Genomic DNA, 19,036 nt, shown 5'->3' on the forward strand with positions numbered 1-19,036 from the left:
TCGCGCCTGCGGCGCGAGGGAAAAATGCAACCGGGCAAATCTGACTACGAGCATTACTGGGACCCGCTAAGGGCGCTCCTCATGCTGCTTGGCATTCCCTATCACGCCTCTCTCCTCTACAGCCATGCCCTGCCATGGGACATCAAGGATTTCGACACCAGCACGCTTCTGAGCGCGCTAGGTGCTGCACTCTCCACCTTCCGCATGCCGGCATTCTTTCTGGTGGCCGGCTATTTCTCCACCATGGTCATCGGCAAGAAGGGCAAGATGCGCTGGCTGAGGCAGCGTTTCCTGCGCCTCGGCGTGCCCTTCATCGTCGCGGTCCTTCTGCTCGGGCCATCACAGCTTTTCCTGCTGCAACTGGCCGGCGTCGCCAAAGGCGATATTCCGGCCGACCGGCTGCTTGAGAGCCAGCCCGGCCTGCTGCGCCCGAGCGAACAGTGGATCATGCATCTATGGTTCCTGCCGACCCTTGTCTTCTATTCGATCCTGCTTGCCGGCCTGCTGTTTCTCGCGGAACGTCCGCCAGTGGCATATATCAGAGACTGGTTAGGCAGCCTGCGGCAGCGGCATACCACCCTGTTTTTCGCGGCACTCTGCACCCTGCCTGTTGTGTGGGAATTGATGATCTACGGATCCGGCCTGCTTGCGGCAAAAAGCGGAAGCGGCCTTTTTCTTCTCTATGAACGCGCTTCCGACCCCTATGCGCGTTACCTGCCATTCTTCCTCATTGGCGCATTGCTGCACCGTGACCGCGCCCTCTTTCACCGCTTTCGCCAAACGGGCCTTCTCACCGGCGTCATCGCGGCGGGCACCATCGCGACGGCGGTGACCCTGCGCCTGCAATATCCCTTTTCGAATTCGGCCCTGCTGGTGCTGGTGTCGGCAATTGCGGCGGTGGCGGCAAGCCGTCTGTTGATAGACCTCGCCTGCCGCTATTTCGACAGGCCGAACCGGCTTGCCAGACGCATGACGGATGCGTCCTTCACCATCTACCTGTTTCACCATCCGCTGATCTACGCCTTCGGAACGCTGTTCATCCTCATTGCGCTGCCGCCCGTCCTGGAGTTTACCATCATCGTCGTGGCCACCACGGCGACCGCCTATATGCTGCATCAGGCGATACGCCTCAGCCCGCTCGCCCTTTTCCTGTTCAACGGCATCCGCAAGCCACGCGTGGCGGACGATATTGGCACACAGGCCGGCGCGTCCCAAACCCTTCGTTAAGGATGAAGCGCGTATGATCGGCTCGCCTATTCAACTGGAAATGATGGCGTGTGGATCATGGCTATCCTCAACACGGCGGAAAAAGCCTTACCCGCAGGCCTGCGCGCGAAGCTTTCGCCGCTGGTAGCAAAAGTCGCCGTTGTTCTTTCCGGCGGGGATGAAGTGTCCCGCGCGCAGCGCATGGCGCTGGTTGCGTTTGCGGTGCGTATCGTCAGCGCCGGTATAGCCTTCATTTCCCAGATCATTCTTGCCCGCCTGATGGGCGAATTCGAATATGGCCTGTTCGCCTTCGTCTGGGTTCTGGTGATCCTGTTCGGCAATCTTTCCTGTCTCGGTTTTCACACCACCGTCATCCGCTTTTTACCCGGCTATCGTCTGGAGGATGCCCATGACAAGATCATGGGGCTGACCTCGACGGCGCGTGTCTTCGCCATGCTTTCGGCGAGCGCGCTTGCGATTTTCGGTTTCGTTTTTTTGTATTTCTTCGGCGAGCGCATCGCCTCCTATTATCTCATTCCCGTGTCGCTGGCGCTTTTCACCCTGCCGATGGTGGCGCTGGGCGACGTGCTGAACGGCACCGCGCGCGCCAATGGCTGGGCGGTCTCCGCACTCAGCCCCACCTATATCGTTCGCCCAGTGCTGATCCTGCTGTTCATGCTGGTGGCAATCGGTCTCGGCGCGGAAAAAACCGCAACGACGGCCATGCTGACGGCCCTTCTTGCCACCTATGTCACCACGCTTTTCCATTTCGCCTTCATGAACCGCAGGCTCAACCGGCATTTCCGCAGCACGGCCCGCAGGGTGCATTTCCGCCACTGGATAAGGTTCGCCTTCCCGATGTTCCTGATCGACGGCATCGGTTTTTTGATGACCAATTCCGATGTGGTGATTGTCGGGCTTTATCTGCCGCCGGATCAGGTCGGCATCTATTTTGCCGCGGCAAAGACCATCGTGCTGATGCAATTCGTGTTTTTCTCGGTGCAGGCGGCCGCCGCCCCACGCCTGGCCGCCCTCATGTCGGCCAATGACCGGCAGGGGCTTGCCGGTTTCGCCAGCCAGGCCGCGCGCTGGGCCTTCTGGCCGTCGCTCGCCGTCGGCAGCGTGGTGCTTCTGGCCGGCCCTTTCCTGCTGTCGCTGTTCGGTCCCGGCTTCGTTCAGGGCTACGAGCTGATGTTCTTCCTTTTCGCCGGTTTCCTCGCCAAGGCGCTGATCGGCCCGGGGGAAACATTGCTGAACATGGCCGGCAAACAAAAATTGTGCGTCGTCCTTTATATTATCATCTTCGGTTGCAACATTGCACTCAACATGGCGCTCATTCCGGTCTATGGTCTGGCAGGGGCCGCGGCAGCGGTGGCGATAGCCATGTGCATAGAAGCTGTGCTATTGCATATTGCCATTCGCCGCACACTCGGGATCGTCCTTTTTGCCTTCAACGATCCCCGGGCGGGTCAAAACACTGGGAAGGCGGTGTAACGATAAGCATGTCCAGCGATCCAAAGAATCCGGATTTTCAGGACCCGCGCATCGCGGCACTGATGGCGTCTGCGGAGCGTGATCGCCCCGTGGCCGACAGCAGCCGACGCGTGGGCCGCGATGGCCGGGAATTCTGCATCTATCCGGGTCAGCTCGGTTATGACATGCAGGAAGAACTCGACTTTCTGTCCAACCGCGTCATGGAGGCGAATGTCTTCTTCACCGGAAGGCTTCTCGCGCCCGCCATGCCGCGCATCGAGGACAAGTCCGTGCGCTTCGCCCTCATTCGCGATGAGAACGGCGCCAGAAGCCGCATGCGCTTCCTGATGCCCTTTACCGTGGAAAAGCCGGGCTTTTCCATCGGTCCCTCCATCATTCGCGTCTGGGCCAATCCATTCGGGCCGCTCGGCACACCGCTGGTCGATACCGAAGGCGCCGCCGAAACCCTCGACAATCTTTTCGATGCGCTTTCCGACAGCAACATGCGTCTGCCGAATGTTCTGGTTCTGCCGGATGTCCGGCTGGAAGGGCCGTTTGCCCGCATGTTCAAAGCCATCGCGCTCAGCCGCAACCTGCCGGTGACGACGACGGGCAATTATTACCGGCCGATGCTGGAAAGCCTTCTCGATGGCAAGGCCTATCTGCGAAACGCCCTTGCGCCGCACCATTTGCGCGAAATGAACAGGCAGTGGCGTCAACTCGAAAAACTTGGGCCCCTCTCCTATACCGTTACCCGGCAGCCAGTGGACGTGCGTTACCGCATGGAGGAGTTTCTGGCTCTGGAGGCGAGCGGCTGGAAAGGCCGCAAGCGCACCGCGCTGGTCAACGACCGTTATCGCGCCGCCTTCGCCCGCGAGGCGATCACCAATCTGGCCGAAGCGGATGCAGTGCGTATCCACACCATCGATCTCAATGGCAGCGCCATCGCCTCCATGGTCGTCTTCATCACCGCCGGCGAGGCCTATACGTGGAAGACCGCTTTCGACGAGAGCTATGCGCAATTTTCTCCCGGCAAGCTGCTGGTGCAGAAACTGACCGACTGGCATCTGGATGACGCCAATATTCTGCGCAGCGACAGCTGCGCCGTGCCCGATCATCCGATCATGAGCCGCTTCTGGCAGGAACGCCAGGAGATGGGCACGCTGGTCGTCGGGCTTGCCCAGAACAGCGACCGGGACGTGCGGCAGGTTTCCACGCAGGTGGACATGTACCGCAACACCCGCAACCTCGCCCGCAGCCTGCGGCAGAAGATCCTGTCCTTCGGACGCAAGGGCAATTGATCCGAAGGGCGCCGGTGGCGCCCTTCGAAGTTTCTGACACGGGCAAAGCCTGCTTCAGCGCGAGGCCGTCCGGATCATCTTGCACAATTGCGTCAGCGCCGCATCGTATCCGCCGCCCAGAATATCGACACAACGGCGGGCGAGCTTGATCTGCTCGGTTCGCGACATATCGTTATAGGCTTGCAGGGCATTGCGCATCGCGCCGGGAGACACCGTGCCCGAGCCGCCGGGATTGGTGGTGCTACCGCCGGGATTTCCAGGCGTGCCGGTCGAACCGGAGCCGCCGATACCGACGCCGACGCCGAGACCGACACCGCTCGAGCCCCCCACATTGGCCCCGACATTGGCACTGATGCCGTCCGAACCGCCAACGGAAGCGTTCACGCCGGCATTGACGCCGCTGGAACCGCCGACGGATGCATTGACATCCGCATTGACCCCATTGCTGCCGCCGACCGATGCGTTGACATCCGCACCCAGCCCGCCGCCGCTCCTGCCGCCGACATCCGCACTGGCGTTAACGCCACTGCTGCCGCCAACGGAGGCATCGACCCCGAGCCCGCCGCTGCCATTGTCGCCAACACTGGCGTTAACCCCATTCTCGCCACCAATCCCGATATCCAGCGCATGGGCGTTGATCGGCAGGATCAGGCAGGCGGACAGTAATAAATTGCGAGAAAAAGCCCTCATAATTTCCTCCCTATGAGTTTGGCCATTCCCGCCCCGCGTGGAAACTCCACCCTGACATCATAATTCAATTAGTAATTGCGTATATTCTAATTTATTAGAGGTGCCTAATATTACCCTAATGCCGCAACTGCAGGTGTCGCGATCCGGCACAGCCACTCTCCGCACCATTTTGATCGGCAGCCCGGCAAAGACGGAAAACCGCGTGCGCAAACACGCGCAATTCAAAAGGATTAGTCAGCTTTGGGGTTGCACGCATGGCCTTGACCATGATAGACGCCGTGGCATTACCACCGTTGCCCCAATGGCGGAATTGGTAGACGCGCCGCACTCAAAATGCGGTTCCGAAAGGAGTGCTGGTTCGATCCCGGCTTGGGGTACCATTTCCTAAAAATAACATTGATTTTCTTGGGCTTTCTGGTTCGAGGTGTCAAAGTAGCTCACACGACCTAGAGAAATTTGAACTCTCGGCCTCTCCCTTACCAAGGGAGTGGATTATTTGTGCGAGTTGCAATCGGCCGTCACGGCGCGTTGTCTGCTTCATCCCGTGACGAGGGTTTCGGCGTTGACAATTCGGTCAATTTTTTTAGAAAGACTCCGAAACTGTGATCGCCATCAATAAACTGCTTTAGATCCTTGTACTTAATTTTCCTCGTGATTGACTGGTAGCATTCGACTTCTTTTTCAAAGCGCGTATAATTCCATTTACGCCTGACAGTATGCTGAAGCTTATTGAAAGATTGCTTTGTTCGCCCATCTAAAAAGAAGTAAAGCAGCAACCAAGATTCGAGCGAGTGTACCGACACTGCGAAAATGAGGCGTTTCCCGTATTTCGAGAAAAGTGGCTCGCCAATCTTTTGAATGATTAATTGCTCAACATCAGCTATCAAGTCGGGGAATGACCGATCTTGGCCGCCAATTGTAAGTGGGACACCGTAATTTGTTTGGTCACCGCAGTCTGTATCAATTTGAATAACCACGTAGTCGTTTGAAGCTAATGCGTCACTTATACGTGTAGAGCAATACTCCAGAACAAGCTCCCAGCCGCCAAAATCAGATTTACTTGAGTCTGTCGTATCCCGAATTGGCTGCGCATAGTTTACAATGACGTCGTCGTCAAAGGCACTCTCGCAAACAAGTGAAATGATTCGATCAAGCACAACCTGATCTGTTGGGCCTTCTGAAACAATCGCGAATTTTGGCATCAGAAAACCTTCGGAAGGCCACCCAATAGGCCACCAATGAACATCTCCGACAATCTCCGGGGCTTATCTGTACTCGGTTTTTCCGAGTGCAGCGTTGCTCTAGTTTCGCCCTTCGCGTTCCTGTGAACAGCGAAAAGCTTTTGCTCAGGATCATTGAGATCCAAGCCGTCTAGAACTGACGGATTATGAGTCGTCAATATTGCTTGCTTACCATTGTCCGTGGCTAACTTCGTTAGACGCCTCATCATCACTTCGCATAACTTTGGGTTCAAAGATGCATCGATGTTGTCCACGGCAAAGAACCTCGGCGTCAACTTACTAGCGAACAATGCGAAGTAAAAAGCCGCGAAAAGAAATCCTTCATTAGCACTTCTCTGATCGAACGATTTACAACTTTCATCGAGGTAACCATCCGTAATCTTCATACGACCTTTGGCGTTTTCCCTCGGAATTTCGAAGTCTTCAAACCAGCTAAACAATTTGAGTGATTTTTTTACTGCCTCGATAGCAGAGGGATCGTCATCATAGGACATGACGGTTAAAAGCTTGAGCAGCCCCTCTCCGTTGATTCCAAGCGGCTCTATCTGCCCCTCCCTTTCCAACATCCGGAGGCTGCTATTTTCGGGTGAATAAACTATGAAATTTGCAATTCCGTCGACTTCCGGACGCAAACTAAAAATCGATTTCTCGTCGGCATTCACCTTGAGAGAAAAAGCGAGAGATCCCGTTCGTGAAGTAGGAGATTCTTGATCTATATTCGCGGTCATATCATTTAGTAATTGCGTTATTAATTTTTTCGCGAGTTTTTTATTACCCTTCGAGTGCGAAAATTCTGTAAATGATTTTATAAACTGGTCGGCGCTGAACCTTAAGGTTGCATTGTTTTCCGTCCACGTAGAATACGGCTGATTGTCGTTACTCAATACATAGGACGCCTCACCAGCGTCGCCAACGACTCTAACCGATATTGGTTTCGTGACCTCCTCAACCTCAAAGGCTGACCGCATGAACTGAGGTTCCGTTACTCGGATACCGCGCGATGCTAGGAACTCGTTGTCCAACTTTCCCGCTTGTGCGGCACCTGCTAACGCAATCGCTTCCAGAATGTTACTTTTACCGGCACCGTTTTCGCCAATAAAGACGTTAACGCGGCCCAACTCAAGCGTCAGGTTCTTGATCGATTTATAATTTTCGATGTGGATCGTTTTAAGCAAGTTGAGGCTTTCTCAGTTCGCGAACTGTGTTCCCACTACCATTTAGAGCATGCCTTTTTCAAGGTAATAGATGTTGTGATCGGCCTAGGTTAACTCAATGGCTGAGTTGGACAGTCTGCAAATTTTCTCAATAAACATCGGGGCTCCTCTCGTGTCCAAGCATCCCCTAACCTTCTGATACGGCTTGAAATCAGCGGCCCGGCTTGGGGTACCATTTCCAAAAAACCGCATTGATTTTCTTCACTTTGTCCAGCACGTCACAGTGAGCTCTTCAATGGCCCCGCGCCATCAACAAGCTCACGAAACTTTGCTTGCGCGCTCCCGAGTATTACCGGGCTTTCATTTGCCAGATGCGGCGGACTGGATTAGACGAATCCCGTTACACCCCGTGAAGACCGGCGACTTAATTTCGCCATCACGCCCGCCTTTTTGAAAGCCCGTCCGGGATATCTGCTTCTTCGCGAAGTTTGAGGAAAACAACATGGCCAATGCGACCACCGCCGACAATAGCCGCACGCTCGCCGCTCTCGGCGTTACGGCGGGAATGATCTTCACCGTCGGCTCCGCCCTCGGTTTCCAACATATCGGCGGTTATACGCCCTGCGCGCTGTGCCTGCTGCAGCGCGATCCCTATTATTACGCCATTCCGCTGGGCATATTGGCCATTGCGACCAGCATTTTCAAATTGCCGGTTCAGATCACCCGGCTGCTTCTTGCCCTTATCGGCGTGGCGATGCTGATCGGCGCCGGGCTCGGCGTTTATCACGCCGGTGTGGAATGGGGTTTCTGGGAAGGGCCGATCACCTGCGCCACCGGGGCGCCTTCCATCACCACCAATGCCGGCGATCTGCTGGGCAATCTGAACGCCATCAAGGCGCCTTCCTGCAACGACGCGGCCTTGCGGGTGCTCGGCCTTTCCTTCGCGGGCTGGAATGTCATCGCAAGCGTTGCACTTGCGGCAGTCGCCTTTTTTGGCGCGAGCCGTAAAAGCCGGTAAGCGGAAAACCGCGTTGCAGTCCTCGAAAGATCAGGGCTGCAGTTCGGTATCCCAGTAAAGATAGTCCATCCAGCTTTCGTGCAGATAATTGGGCGGGAACAGCCGCCCGTTATTGTGCAGATCCTGAACCGTCGGCTGGAAGGGCTTCTGCGCCGGGAACATGCCCGCCTGCTTGGGAAGCTTGCTGCCTTTTTTAAGGTTGCAGGGAGAGCACGCCGCAACGACATTGTGCCAGGTGGTTTCACCGCCATGCGCGCGGGGAATCACATGGTCGAAGGTCAATTCGTCCCGCGTGCCGCAATACTGGCATTCGAACTTGTCCCGAAGGAAAACGTTGAAGCGGGTGAAGGCGGGGTTGCGGGTGGGCTGCACATAGGTCTTGAGGCTGACGACGCTCGGCAGCCGCATGGAAAAGCTGGGGGACGACACCGCGTGATCATATTCTGCAATGATGTTCACACGGTCTAGAAAAACAGCCTTGATCGCGTCCTGCCAGGACCATAACGACAAGGGATAATAACTCAGTGGCCTGTAGTCTGCGTTCAGAACGAGCGCCGGCAGGGCCTGTGGTGAAACTGCAATCGTCAAGGGCTTCTCCTGAGCGATTCGGCATCTGCACTTGTATATTAGGTCCGTTGTTACAGGATTGTGAAGCCTATAAATGCAGCGGCGAAGAGCTTAATTTTTGAGCCGTAGAATGGCCTTTTTCGCATTCCTGACGATCGAACGGCACGGTGACACCTCCTGGCGTTGTGACACCGCTGGCCGATGCGGCAGGAAGGCGATTCGGGCCTTTGCCAGGCACAAATCCTTCTCACACCGGATGCACTATCGGTGATATGATTACCCCCGACGGACGACTGGAAAATCAATGCGCGCCGGGCATGGCAAATGTGCGGCGGCGGCATTCATCATTTCTTCGATGGAGGAACGGTCATGAGGTTGGGCAGGCAGCAAGCGGCAGCATTGCGGGGCGGCCTGGCGGCCGGCGTCCTGACCGCCATGATCTGCCTCTCCGCGGGCGCCCATGCCCAGCAGTATCAGAATTTCGAAGTAACGCCGGATGGCCGCGGCGGGGCGCAGGGAACGATCGGCGGGCGCAATTTCGAAGTTTACCGAAATTACGACCGGCCGCCGGCAAGCCGCGCCTCCCCCGAGACCCGGCGTGAACTCAGGCGGGCTGTCCCGCAGCAGACCTGTATTGTCGACACCGAGGGTAGAACCCGCTGCAGGTGAGCACGAGCCCGGTTTTCCGGCTGTTTTCAGCGCGCTGTCACAAAATTAGATTTCATTAAAATGCAATCTATCGACTTAAACGGCCCGCAAGAATGGGTCGCTATGGTGCCAGGCACAAGACAAGACAATTGTGCAGGGGCAAGGACATGGCGAAGAGAACAATCCGTCTGGCAAAGATTTTTGCCGTCGCTGCCGGCGTGGCGGCAAGTGTTGCGACAACGGCATCGGCCGTCCAGCTCGGTGGCCTTGCCCAGAAGCCCGGCGCATCGCGGCCCGGCCAGTTCATGACCACGAGCCGTCCCACCATCGCACCCATTGCCTTTGCGAAATTCTGTGAAAGCGCCGCCGACCAGTGCCTACGTATTGGCGACCGCGATACGGTGGAACTGAGCAAGCAGAAGCGCACGGAACTCCAGCGCATCAACGCCGAGATCAACACCTCGATAAGCTATGTCGGGGAGCAGGACGGCGAAGACGATTGGAAACTGAACCCGGCAAGCGGCGACTGCGAAGATTTTGCGGTGACCAAGCGGCAACGCCTCCTGCGCGCCGGCTGGCCTTCGGGCGCCCTGCGCATCGCCACAGCCCGCACGACGGATGGCATAGGACATGCCGTTCTCGTCGTCAGCACCAGCCAGGGCGATCTCGTGCTGGATAACCGCACCAATGTCGTCAAGCCGTGGAAAGCGGTGGATCTGAAATGGATCAAGATTCAGTCGCACGAGGACCCGCGTGTCTGGCTGAAACTCTAGAACACGGTTTCAGGCTGAACCCGCCCTTTCGGACGACAGGCATTTCGGTTGCAGGTTTAAGGCAACGTATCTTTCGACCATCAAAGCGGATATTCTTTCCCCACAGAATCGGCACGTCAACGCAGCTTTGGCGGGTGATGCGACAGCCGCCTTCAACGCTCTTGACCTTGTGCGGGAGAGACAGTATCGCCAGCTATGCCCAAGGTGCTCAACTGGATTCGCGGTCGTAAACAACCAGCCTCCCGCGACGACCGGAGGCGGCGCAGAATTGACCTTGGCGACAAGCCGGCCTCCTTCCCGATCTATGCCATTGGCGACGTGCATGGCAGCCTCGACCTGCTGTTGCAGGCGGAGCGGAAAATCCTTGCCGATCTGGGGCCCGACCCTTCTCCCGCGCTGGTCGTTCTCCTCGGCGACTATGTCGATCGCGGGCGCGATTCCCGTGGCGTTCTCGAACATTTGCTGCAGCCGCCGCCCGCGCCGCTACGCCGTATTGCGCTTTGCGGCAACCATGAGCAGCTCTTCCATGACTTTCTCGAAAATCCGCAGCAGAATATGCACTGGCTGGACTTTGGCGGCCGCCAGACGCTTTTATCCTACGGCGTCGATATCGACTATTTCCTGCAAAAGGGCCGCCTGAGACTGCAGCCATTCAGGGACGCCCTGCTCGGCGCAATTCCGCAGACCCACCGCCAGCTTTTATCCAGCCTGCCGATCTACGCCCGGATAGGACCCTATATTTTCGTGCATGCCGGCTTGAGACCGGGATTGCCGCTGGAGGCGCAGACGGATGAGGACATGCTCTGGATCAGGGAGCCCTTCCTGTCACAAGGGGCCGGGCTGGACCTCGTCGTCATCCACGGCCACACGCCGGTAACGGAACCGGAAACCGGCCCACAACGAATCGGCATCGACACGGGTGCATTCACCACGGGCAGGCTTACTGTTCTCAGGCTTTCGGATGCGGGCTTGCACCTGATCGGTTGAGGTGAACAATCGGCTCATTTCCCCGAAAGACGACCTTGATGCGCGCGCGAGCCCGCGACGGATTGCGGAGTTTCACGCTCTCCTGAACTGCCGTTTCCAGCTTTCGATTGCGTCCACCGGCAACTTTATCGGCGGCACGTCGCTCCCGGAAATCCAGTTCGACATTCTGTCGAAATCCTTGCGATCCATGGCCGGCAAACCAGTATCCTTGGAAATTTCCGTGGCCCGGTTGTCGACTTTGACGATTAGGGCGCGGCGAAATTTCTGCATCGCGCGAATGCCGCCATGCAGGCGCGTTCCCACGAAATCCACATCCTCATTATCAAGAAAATGGTTATAGGCTGCGAGCGTCGGATCGATGAACTTCAGCCCGGAAATATTCATGGAAGCCAGATAGGCCGCATCTTCGCGCTGCTGCGGCCAGAAATAGACGGTGTCGTAACGATCCTTCAGAATTTCAATCATCTTTTTGTCCTCCTCCTGGCGGTTGAGGTAGAAGGTGAGCGTTGTGACAACGGAAGAGGCCTTGGAAGTGGGAATGGACCTGCAATGGTCCGGATCAAGGCCCCACATGGTCGGGCAAGAGGTGTTCAGAACCTTTTTGCCCAGGGTCCTGAGTTTTTCGGCGGTGTAATTGTCGCGCACGGCATGCGTGAATTCATCCGACAGAATTTTTTTCAGAATCCAGCGCGAATAAGCGTTCGGTTGCTTCATGTAATTCATCCAACCGCAGCCGAGCAGAACAGTCTCCCGGAAGGCGAATGCATCCCAGGGCAGCAACTTCCACAACACGCGGGCTTCCATGTTCGATGCAAGAATATTGGTGCCGGAAACAAAGGCAGCTTCGCTCTTGCGCAGCAGCGACTTCGAGACGTTTGTCATATATTCATGTGTCGCCACGTGATAGGGGTAAGCTTGGGGAACAACCTCAAGCAGCACCTCCTTGACGGCATCGAGAATGATCTGATCGCCGAGATTGTCCGAGGCTACGGTTGTATCGAGAATGGTAATCGTCTTCATTGGAACCTCGTCGTGAAATTAAGTCGTTCTGCAATTTCATTTTCGTGAAAAAAGCGCTCTGGCCTCTTTAAGCACCCCCCTTATGTCCCCGGGCATGGTGATAAAAAGCAAAGCCGGATAGATCACCGCCCCTGCCGAGACGAGCAGGCATAGTGTTACCGGTTTGGAGAAACGTTCCCCCATCATCCAGTAAAGACCGCTAACCAGAACAGCCATGGTGAAGGCCGCGATAAGCGGCGGCATGCAGGTGCGAAGCGTGCCGCCTATCGAAATGCCGGCGCTGTTTCGGACGCTGACCAAAGCGACCGGCCACGTCAGATAAGCCCGCACGACATGGGCGAGAGTAACCGCCACCAAGCCGAAAGGCGCAGCGGCGAGACCCAGCCCACAACCGATAACGACCTGCAGAAACGACAGGTACAGGGTTTTACCGCCCTGCCGGATGGCGGTCAGAAGCGGCCAGACGAATGAATTGGCGACAAACGGCAGAGCTGTAAGACATAATAATTGCGTGACAGGTGCTGCTGCTGCCCAGTTTTCGCCGAAGGCAACGGGAACAAGAACCGGCGCCGTGGCCGCAAGGCCAAGGAAACACGGGAAAGCAATGATGCCCGACAGCCGGATGAAGCCGAAATAGGCATTTTCGAGGGATTTGTTCTCGGCATTGATACGTGCATAACTGGTCAACGCCACCGATGTCAGAGGAATGACAGCCAACTGACTGACGAGATCGATGCACCGCCACGACAATCGGATGTATCCCACGGCCGCAGTCGAGAGAAACGTCGCAGCGATCAGCTCCTGCAGGCGGACATTGAGACCCATCAGGAAGTTTGCCGCAAAGATGCGCGACCCGAAACTCCACTGATCCGCTACATAGGCTCTGATGAAACGCGGACGCGGGATCCATCCACAGGCAATCCAGTTCATACAAGTCGTCACAAGACTGGCAATCAGCCTCTGCACGACCATTGCCCATACGCCCCAACCGTTCAGAGCCAGAGCGATTGCGATCACACCAGCGAGAAAATTGGACAGGAGCGCACGCATGGCAAGCTTGCGAAACGCGAACTCACGCTGCAGGCGGGCTTCATGGATGGCGCCGGCGCCCATGATGAAAAGAACGGTGGAAAGCGCCATCAAGACCGGGCTGAGCTCGGCAATTCTAAAAAGGCTCGCGAGGAAAGGCGCCGCGAGCGAAAGCAGGGCACACAGGAAAGCCCCCCACAGGAGTGAAAACCAGAAAGCGGTATCGGCATAGTCTTCGTCCAGCTTGGGCCGCTGCAACACGGCTTCCGGAAGGCCGCCGCGGGCCATGACGAGGATAATATCCACGAAAACCGTTGCGATGGCGACAAGCCCAAATTCGTCCGGCGTAAGCAATCGTGCCAGAATAAGGAAGACGACGAAAGACAAGAAGACGTTGCCATAGCCGCCGACCGCGCTCCACAAGGCGCTCGTGACCGAGCGCCTTTCAAGACGTGGAACGTTATCGTCCAACTTCAACATCTGCAAAACCCAGGACGCAAGTTCGCGCCTTGACGGCAACTGAAAGATCAGTGTTTGGCCACCGCGCGCTCGTCATGCGGCTGCAGCCTTGCTTTTCGCCACCACATCCTCATAGAGCTTCACGTAATTCTCACCCACCCGCCGCGAGGTGGATTCCTCGACGATGTTTCCGAAATCCACCTCTGTCGGCAATTCTTCGCGCGAGAGCGTCAGCACCCGGCGGATACGGGCGGCAAGGTCGGTGGCGTTGCCCGGTTCGAACAGCCAGTCATGGTTGGTCTCGCCAATCAGCTCCGGAATGCCGCCGGAGGCTGCGCCGATGACCGGCACGCCCATGGCATAGGCTTCGTAGATCGTGCGTGGTGAAGGCTCCGCCCAGAAGGAAGGGACGATAAGCACGTCGATCTCTTCGAGAAACTCTTTCGGTTTCGCCCAGCCGACGAATTCGATCGGCAGATCGCCGGCCTGAGCCGTGAAACGTTCGATGGAATCGTCCATCGCATGGCCAGCGACCAGACAGCGCCAGTTGCCGTGACCGATTTCCCTGAAGGCATCGACCATGTTGCCGACGCCTTTTTCCGTATTGATACGGCCGATATAACCGAAGGTCAGCGGCCGGCCGGTGCGGTCGATCTGCCGGCGGGCGACGGGATCGCCCTCGGGAACCGTGCAGGAATAAAAGATGACGCGACGCAGGCTTTCCGGAATGTGGTGGAAAAGCCCGTGATTGACATGCGTCTTGAGGATTTCCGTGCCGACGCTTGCGACAGCGCCGATATAACGCTGGGTGAATTTCTTGGTGAAATTCACCGCCTGACAGCCGAGATGGATGTGCTCACAGGGCTTGCCACCCTTGAACATGGCGGCGTTGCCGCACAGGAGATCATATTCGCAGATCGTGTGAACGATCGGAATGCCGCGCTTATGCGCCGCCCGCCATACCAGCGTCGTCACATCCAGAAGCGAGTGGGTGTTGAGAACGTCAGGCTTGAAATCGTCAAGAACGGCTTCGAACTGCTTTTCGACGTCGAAATTCCACTGCTGCTTGAGCTTCTGCATGCGCCGCTGCTGCGGCGAATATTGCGGCCAGTCCTCGAGCCAGAAATCGTTATTGTGGAACATGCGGTAGACCGAGACGCCGTTGCGCATGGTTTTCGGTTCGGCCTGCCGCTCGATACAGGCGGCGCCGACCGTATGTCCCATGGAAACGAGTTCCTCGGCGAGATGTTCGACCGAGCGTTCGCATCCACCAACGATATGCGGCGGATAAAGGCTGCTAAGATGGAGAATTCTCATGCGGATACGCTCTGTTTTCCTTCATCGAAAATCTATGGCGTCCATCCCGGGCTCGTTCGTCTCCCTTCATTCCAAGAGACCAGTGAGACATCTGCAAAAATAAAAGAGCCGGAGCAGAACTAATGTTTGAAAATATGAATTACCAAAATCTACTTTTCAAAAAGCACGGGAATTGGCGGCATTTCAAGTGATTTTTTTCGCGGCGCGGTAAAAGCCATGCGGTGTTGCGAAAAGAACCGGTCTCGTGTTACGGTTTAGCCACTTTAAAGTGCAGGTAATCGGGAGAAATCGGTTGCGTTGCAGCTTGTGATCATATTCCAGTTTATAATATCTGTTTTATTTCAAACACATGGATTTCAGGGCGATTGTAGATGCCGAAAACTTCCAGGACATTCTGATCTCGACGTGTTGAGAGGCATCATCGCCATTTAAACGGCGACGTCCATGTGTTGACGTCTGGCTTACATTTTCTCCGAACACACCAGGAGGCGAAGATGAATGGAAAAACGCCGATCGCCATGGGCAGCCTGACACGGCGCAACCTGCTTTCAGCCGCGCCCCTTGCGTTGGTCGCCGCCTCCGGTTTGCAAGCCATTCCCGCACGGGCGCAGACGGTTGCTTCAGCCAGTACCGAAGCCTTTCTGGACAGCGTAGGGGTGTGCGGTCACTTCACCCGTCCCACGGGCATCTATCCGGAACAGTTCGAGCGGATCGTGCCCGAACTCGAAGCACTGGGCGTCCGGCATCTGCGCGATGACGGGCTCATCACCGCGAGAGACAGTCGCGACAGCCCCGTCTTTCGGCGGCTGCGCCGGATCGTGGCGGCGGGCGTTCGCCTCACCGTCATCTGTTACGACAATCTCAACCCTTACGTTTCCACGCCGCTCGACAGGCTGGCGGATTTCTATGACTGGTGCGACGCGGGTATCGATGTTTTCGAGGGCAGCAATGAACCGAACCTGACGAAGGATCCGCAAAATGCTCCGCGCATTTCGGCGGAGCATCAGGCGGCGCTGCACGACACCATCCGCTCGGTTCCGCGCCTGAGTGCGGTGCCCGTTGCGGCGCCAAGTTATGTCCTGTCGAACAGAGCGCTGGCGCTGGACCTGAAAAATGCCTGCGATTACGGCAATATCCACGCTTACGCCGGGATGGAGCATCCCGAAACGACCGGTCCGGGGGCACTCTCGAAATCCGTCGCCGCTTCGGCGCAGATAGCGGCCGGCAGGCCGGTGCTCGCCACGGAAATGGGCTACCATACCTCGCTGCAAACCAAGACATTTCATTTCCCCGTCACCGAAGGCATCAAGGCGCGCTATATGCCGCGCATGCTGCTCTGGTGCTTCATCAGCGGTATCCGCCGGTCCTACATCTATGAAATGGTTTCAAGCTTCGCCGCCGATGAGACAAACCCGGAATCCTCCCTCGGCCTCCTGCGCCACGATCTGAGCCGCACCCCGGCCTACGAGGCCGTTCGCGCCCTTCTTTCCCTCTGCAGGGCAGAACGGCAAACCGGACCGGAGGAACGACAGCTCGATTTCCTCACCGCCGATTCCCAAAGATTGTCCCTTCACCTTACAAGACCGGACGGTGCTTTGCTCGTGCCTGTCTGGCTTGGAATTTCCGGCTGGCAATGGCCGGCCCGGATCGAAAACCCGCCCGCCGAACGCATTGCCACATTTTCGGTGGCCGGCCAGCACAGTCACGTTATCGCACACCGTTTCCGCGATGACGGCTCCGTGAGCCAGCAGACAATCACGCAGGAAAGCGGACAATACCGGCTTTCGGTCAGTGACCAGCTTACGGTTCTGGAAGTTTTCTGAATGGCGCGAAGGAAATGCCGCATCGCAAAATTGTGTGTATCGCGTCGCGTTATTGCATGATAGCCTGCTTGAATACTGGACTTCTGGCCCGCAAAAGCGGCGCAATATAATACTAAATATATCTTTATTTTTATAGATTGACGATGATGAAAAACTTTAAAGAAGCGCCCGTTGCCGGGGCGCAGCGTCTTGATGTTCTTCAGGTGATGCGCGCCGTTGCGGCAACCATGATTGTTGCGCTGCACGCGGACGTGAACTGGCCATTCACGCTTTTCCCACTGCATCTGCCGAGACTGAGCGGTGGTGTCGACCTGTTTTTCGTCATTTCCGGCTTCGTCATCGTTTATGCATCCCGGCCCTATTTCGCGGCGGCAGGCGGCCGTTCCGCATTTCTGCTGCGCCGGTTTCTCCGCATCGTTCCGCTTTACTGGTTTGTGCTGACCCTGCGGCTTGCCATAGCCGCCAGCGTGCCCCTTATCAGTGCAAAGGCCTTCCCGCCGTTACAGTCGATCCTGACCTCCTACCTGTTTATTCCCTATGACAGCATGGGTTATGGCGACGCCTATCCGTTTCCGCTGATCGATCTCGGCTGGACGCTGAATTACGAGATGTTCTTTTATATCGTTTTCGCAGCGTTCATCTTCCTGCCGCTGGAGCGCGCGGTATTCACGACAGCCGGCGTGCTGTTTGCCGCCGTCATGATCGGCTCCGCCTTCGATCTCGGCCTGCCGTTCAGCTTCTGGTTCCAGCCGATCATTCTCGAATTTGTCGCAGGTATGTTCCTGGCAATCCTCTTCCTGCGAGGCGTTCGCCTGCCGCCCCTGCTCGGGCTCGCAACGGCCCTGTGCGGCCTGGGGATCTGGATGCTGACCGATCTGAGCAGGATAGGGTTCCAGTGCGATCCAGGCTGTTATTCCTTTTCGCGGCTGCTAGTTTTCGGCGGCGGCGCGATTTTGCTGATGGCAGCGGCGACCTTGACCAGAAACATCTCCCTGCCCCGTTTCGCACGGCCGCTGGCAAAACTCGGCGATTCATCCTATGCGCTTTACCTGCTGCACCCGTTTATTTTCCGAGGCTTCAAGATTGCGCTCGGCGGCGTCACGTTCCCGCCCGAGTGGAGCAACCTCGTTTATCTCGTCATCGTCGTCAGCACCGTCGCCATAGCCCACACCTTCCACGTCCTTGTCGAAACGCCGGCCAATATCTGGCTGCGTGACCGGCTGATAACATCGCCACGGAAAGTCGCCGTGTCATGAACAAACTGGAGAAAGGCAAGGGCGGCCGTTAACAATAGCTGAGGGTTTCCGACGCAGGTTTATTTTAGCGCTTGATCCTTTGCTTGGGCTGTGCGATTTAAAAAGAAATTTTAGATGTGGGGTAACCTTGCCCGACATTGGATGTATTTAAAGTCGTATTTTAAAAGATTTGGAGAGTTGGATGCCCCGCATTCGTAACGGCTCGATGCTCGTTGGTGCGATGTTTATTGCCAGCATGGGTCTCTTTTCCGCTGTCGCCAACGCACAGAACGTGGAAACCACACCGCCGGCCGCACCGCAGCAGGCGCCCTCGGTTGAGAGCGCTGCAACAGGCGCACCCGTCAAGGCCGCCGATGAAACCACCGCCGCATTTCTGAGCCGCGTCAACACCACCAATCCGGACACGGTTTCCATCACCGCAGCGGAACTGTTCAAGCAGTCTCCGACACAGGGGACGATCAGGGATCTGGTCACCATCGCTTCCAGCACGGATGCGGCAGCGGCCGACGTAACCGGAAAAGTGACGAGCGGGTTTCCGATCATCGCCGTTTCCACCAGCGCGGCACAGTTCTCCGAACAGCTTTCCGGCCTCATCCTGAGTGACTCCGGCCAGCTGCCCACCATCGTCGCACTGGCCCAGAAGGTCGGCAACAAGGACTTTTCCGAAGTCGTCGGCGAAGGCCTGGCGCTTGCCCACGCGACCGCGATGAGAAACGGCAATACGATACTCGCAGCCGCCATCCAGTTGCAGACAAAGGGCGCAAACGTACCCGCCGATCTCCTGATCGCCTTTAGCGAAAATATCGAAGGAACGGCTGCCGGTCCGGCTGCCCCCGCGGCTGCCGCAGCGGCGGCCTCGCCGATCGGCGGCGCCGGTTCCTCGCCGGCAAGCGCCAACAGCGTCGGCGGTTCGGGAACGGCAGGTGCCGCAGGCGGCACCGCACAGGCGGGTGGCGGAAGCCCGCCGGCTGGCCGCGGCAGATCGCTTTCAACCGGCAGCACCAGCACGACGACGAGCACAAGTCCCGTTTGAGTTTGGCTTTGTCGCCTTTCCCGTGAGGAAGGCTGCCGCCA

The 19,036-nt window shown here is 57.0% G+C and carries 17 protein-coding genes and 1 tRNA gene; 11 read left to right on the forward strand and 7 right to left on the reverse strand.

Annotated features, from left to right (window positions below; translation table 11 throughout):
• The first annotated feature begins 24 nt into the window (after positions 1-24).
• Genes mdoC through CFBP4996_RS17240 form a run of 3 tightly spaced genes read left to right on the forward strand, consistent with a single transcriptional unit; the run spans position 25 to position 3,980 of the window.
• Complete coding sequence (gene mdoC / locus CFBP4996_RS17230) at positions 25-1,227, forward strand: glucans biosynthesis protein MdoC (protein ID WP_080854417.1); 1,203 nt, start codon at positions 25-27, stop codon at positions 1,225-1,227.
• A 57-nt stretch (positions 1,228-1,284) separates the two neighbouring features.
• Positions 1,285-2,700 (forward strand): Wzx-type polysaccharide biosynthesis protein UppV, encoded by a 1,416-nt coding sequence (gene uppV, locus CFBP4996_RS17235; protein WP_059762683.1) that lies wholly within the window; start codon positions 1,285-1,287, stop codon positions 2,698-2,700.
• 8 nt (positions 2,701-2,708) lie between these two features.
• Complete coding sequence (locus tag CFBP4996_RS17240; RefSeq protein ID WP_080854416.1) at positions 2,709-3,980, forward strand: GNAT family N-acetyltransferase; 1,272 nt, start codon at positions 2,709-2,711, stop codon at positions 3,978-3,980.
• A gap of 54 nt (positions 3,981-4,034) precedes the next feature.
• On the opposite strand, the gene uppQ is transcribed toward CFBP4996_RS17240, so the two are convergent.
• Complete coding sequence (gene uppQ, locus CFBP4996_RS17245; RefSeq protein ID WP_080854415.1) at positions 4,035-4,670, reverse strand: polysaccharide biosynthesis GNAT family N-acetyltransferase UppQ; 636 nt, start codon at positions 4,668-4,670, stop codon at positions 4,035-4,037.
• Between the two features lie 295 nt (positions 4,671-4,965).
• Here uppQ and CFBP4996_RS17250 point away from each other — a divergent pair.
• Positions 4,966-5,050 (forward strand) — tRNA-Leu (locus CFBP4996_RS17250).
• 138 nt (positions 5,051-5,188) lie between these two features.
• Here CFBP4996_RS17250 and CFBP4996_RS17255 read toward each other — a convergent pair.
• Both CFBP4996_RS17255 and CFBP4996_RS17260 read right to left on the reverse strand, forming a co-directional pair.
• The gene (locus tag CFBP4996_RS17255) at positions 5,189-5,872 is read right to left on the reverse strand and encodes a hypothetical protein (RefSeq protein ID WP_080854414.1); all 684 of its coding nucleotides are present in this window, start codon (positions 5,870-5,872) and stop codon (positions 5,189-5,191) included.
• Positions 5,872-7,086, reverse strand: a complete 1,215-nt coding sequence (locus CFBP4996_RS17260) for an AAA family ATPase (RefSeq protein ID WP_080854413.1) — start codon at positions 7,084-7,086, stop codon at positions 5,872-5,874. The genes CFBP4996_RS17255 and CFBP4996_RS17260 overlap by 1 nt, the downstream gene beginning before the upstream one ends.
• Before the next feature lie 481 nt (positions 7,087-7,567).
• Between CFBP4996_RS17260 and CFBP4996_RS17265 the strand changes: the two genes are divergently transcribed.
• Complete coding sequence (locus CFBP4996_RS17265; protein ID WP_035264342.1) at positions 7,568-8,083, forward strand: disulfide bond formation protein B; 516 nt, start codon at positions 7,568-7,570, stop codon at positions 8,081-8,083.
• Between the two features lie 30 nt (positions 8,084-8,113).
• Here the strand turns inward: CFBP4996_RS17265 and CFBP4996_RS17270 are convergent, their stop codons facing one another.
• Entirely contained in the window at positions 8,114-8,671 is a 558-nt protein-coding gene (locus tag CFBP4996_RS17270; RefSeq protein ID WP_003585610.1) for an HNH endonuclease, read from the reverse strand.
• A gap of 348 nt (positions 8,672-9,019) precedes the next feature.
• On the opposite strand from CFBP4996_RS17270, the gene CFBP4996_RS17275 reads away from it, so the two are divergent.
• The 3 genes from CFBP4996_RS17275 (at position 9,020) to CFBP4996_RS17285 (ending at position 11,058) form a co-directional block, all read left to right on the forward strand.
• Complete coding sequence (locus CFBP4996_RS17275; RefSeq protein ID WP_080854883.1) at positions 9,020-9,319, forward strand: hypothetical protein; 300 nt, start codon at positions 9,020-9,022, stop codon at positions 9,317-9,319.
• A 146-nt stretch (positions 9,320-9,465) separates the two neighbouring features.
• Positions 9,466-10,071 carry a transglutaminase-like cysteine peptidase gene (locus tag CFBP4996_RS17280; protein WP_080854412.1) on the forward strand — a complete coding sequence of 202 codons (606 nt, stop codon included), beginning with the start codon at positions 9,466-9,468 and terminating at the stop codon, positions 10,069-10,071.
• Between the two features lie 195 nt (positions 10,072-10,266).
• Positions 10,267-11,058 carry a metallophosphoesterase family protein gene (locus tag CFBP4996_RS17285; RefSeq protein ID WP_080854411.1) on the forward strand — a complete coding sequence of 264 codons (792 nt, stop codon included), beginning with the start codon at positions 10,267-10,269 and terminating at the stop codon, positions 11,056-11,058.
• 72 nt (positions 11,059-11,130) lie between these two features.
• Here CFBP4996_RS17285 and CFBP4996_RS17290 read toward each other — a convergent pair whose 3' ends face one another.
• The 3 genes from CFBP4996_RS17290 to CFBP4996_RS17300 all read right to left on the reverse strand — a co-directional run bounded on the left by CFBP4996_RS17290 (position 11,131) and on the right by CFBP4996_RS17300 (position 14,883).
• Positions 11,131-12,078: a polysaccharide pyruvyl transferase family protein gene (locus CFBP4996_RS17290; protein WP_080854410.1), complete on the reverse strand. Its 948-nt coding sequence runs from the start codon at positions 12,076-12,078 to the stop codon at positions 11,131-11,133.
• A gap of 36 nt (positions 12,079-12,114) precedes the next feature.
• Positions 12,115-13,587 carry a lipopolysaccharide biosynthesis protein gene (locus CFBP4996_RS17295; RefSeq protein WP_080854409.1) on the reverse strand — a complete coding sequence of 491 codons (1,473 nt, stop codon included), beginning with the start codon at positions 13,585-13,587 and terminating at the stop codon, positions 12,115-12,117.
• Between the two features lie 72 nt (positions 13,588-13,659).
• Positions 13,660-14,883, reverse strand: a complete 1,224-nt coding sequence (locus CFBP4996_RS17300) for a glycosyltransferase family 4 protein (RefSeq protein WP_080854408.1) — start codon at positions 14,881-14,883, stop codon at positions 13,660-13,662.
• 494 nt (positions 14,884-15,377) lie between these two features.
• Between CFBP4996_RS17300 and CFBP4996_RS17305 the strand changes: the two genes are divergently transcribed.
• The 3 genes from CFBP4996_RS17305 (at position 15,378) to CFBP4996_RS17315 (ending at position 18,995) form a co-directional block, all read left to right on the forward strand.
• The gene (locus CFBP4996_RS17305) at positions 15,378-16,706 is read left to right on the forward strand and encodes a hypothetical protein (RefSeq protein ID WP_080854407.1); all 1,329 of its coding nucleotides are present in this window, start codon (positions 15,378-15,380) and stop codon (positions 16,704-16,706) included.
• A gap of 143 nt (positions 16,707-16,849) precedes the next feature.
• Positions 16,850-17,962 (forward strand): acyltransferase family protein, encoded by a 1,113-nt coding sequence (locus tag CFBP4996_RS17310; protein WP_080854882.1) that lies wholly within the window; start codon positions 16,850-16,852, stop codon positions 17,960-17,962.
• 181 nt (positions 17,963-18,143) lie between these two features.
• Positions 18,144-18,995, forward strand: coding sequence for a hypothetical protein (locus tag CFBP4996_RS17315; RefSeq protein ID WP_080854406.1), 852 nt, complete (start codon positions 18,144-18,146; stop codon positions 18,993-18,995).
• Positions 18,996-19,036: the final 41 nt, after the last annotated feature.

It is taken from the genome of Agrobacterium leguminum (assembly GCF_005144435.2).
GTDB lineage: Bacteria > Pseudomonadota > Alphaproteobacteria > Rhizobiales > Rhizobiaceae > Agrobacterium > Agrobacterium leguminum.

What these genes read in the sequence shown, in the direction of transcription:
- mdoC (WP_080854417.1), top strand. Translation starts at nt 25, where the DNA reads ATGCAACCGGGCAAATCTGACTACGAGCATTACTGGGACCCGCTAAGG.
- uppV (WP_059762683.1), top strand. Translation starts at nt 1,285, where the DNA reads ATGGCTATCCTCAACACGGCGGAAAAAGCCTTACCCGCAGGCCTGCGC.
- CFBP4996_RS17240 (WP_080854416.1), top strand. Translation starts at nt 2,709, where the DNA reads ATGTCCAGCGATCCAAAGAATCCGGATTTTCAGGACCCGCGCATCGCG.
- uppQ (WP_080854415.1), bottom strand. Translation starts at nt 4,670, where the DNA reads ATGAGGGCTTTTTCTCGCAATTTATTACTGTCCGCCTGCCTGATCCTG.
- CFBP4996_RS17255 (WP_080854414.1), bottom strand. Translation starts at nt 5,872, where the DNA reads ATGCCAAAATTCGCGATTGTTTCAGAAGGCCCAACAGATCAGGTTGTG.
- CFBP4996_RS17265 (WP_035264342.1), top strand. Translation starts at nt 7,568, where the DNA reads ATGGCCAATGCGACCACCGCCGACAATAGCCGCACGCTCGCCGCTCTC.
- CFBP4996_RS17275 (WP_080854883.1), top strand. Translation starts at nt 9,020, where the DNA reads ATGAGGTTGGGCAGGCAGCAAGCGGCAGCATTGCGGGGCGGCCTGGCG.
- CFBP4996_RS17280 (WP_080854412.1), top strand. Translation starts at nt 9,466, where the DNA reads ATGGCGAAGAGAACAATCCGTCTGGCAAAGATTTTTGCCGTCGCTGCC.
- CFBP4996_RS17285 (WP_080854411.1), top strand. Translation starts at nt 10,267, where the DNA reads ATGCCCAAGGTGCTCAACTGGATTCGCGGTCGTAAACAACCAGCCTCC.
- CFBP4996_RS17290 (WP_080854410.1), bottom strand. Translation starts at nt 12,078, where the DNA reads ATGAAGACGATTACCATTCTCGATACAACCGTAGCCTCGGACAATCTC.
- CFBP4996_RS17295 (WP_080854409.1), bottom strand. Translation starts at nt 13,587, where the DNA reads ATGTTGAAGTTGGACGATAACGTTCCACGTCTTGAAAGGCGCTCGGTC.
- CFBP4996_RS17300 (WP_080854408.1), bottom strand. Translation starts at nt 14,883, where the DNA reads ATGAGAATTCTCCATCTTAGCAGCCTTTATCCGCCGCATATCGTTGGT.
- CFBP4996_RS17305 (WP_080854407.1), top strand. Translation starts at nt 15,378, where the DNA reads ATGAATGGAAAAACGCCGATCGCCATGGGCAGCCTGACACGGCGCAAC.
- CFBP4996_RS17310 (WP_080854882.1), top strand. Translation starts at nt 16,850, where the DNA reads ATGATGAAAAACTTTAAAGAAGCGCCCGTTGCCGGGGCGCAGCGTCTT.
- CFBP4996_RS17315 (WP_080854406.1), top strand. Translation starts at nt 18,144, where the DNA reads ATGCCCCGCATTCGTAACGGCTCGATGCTCGTTGGTGCGATGTTTATT.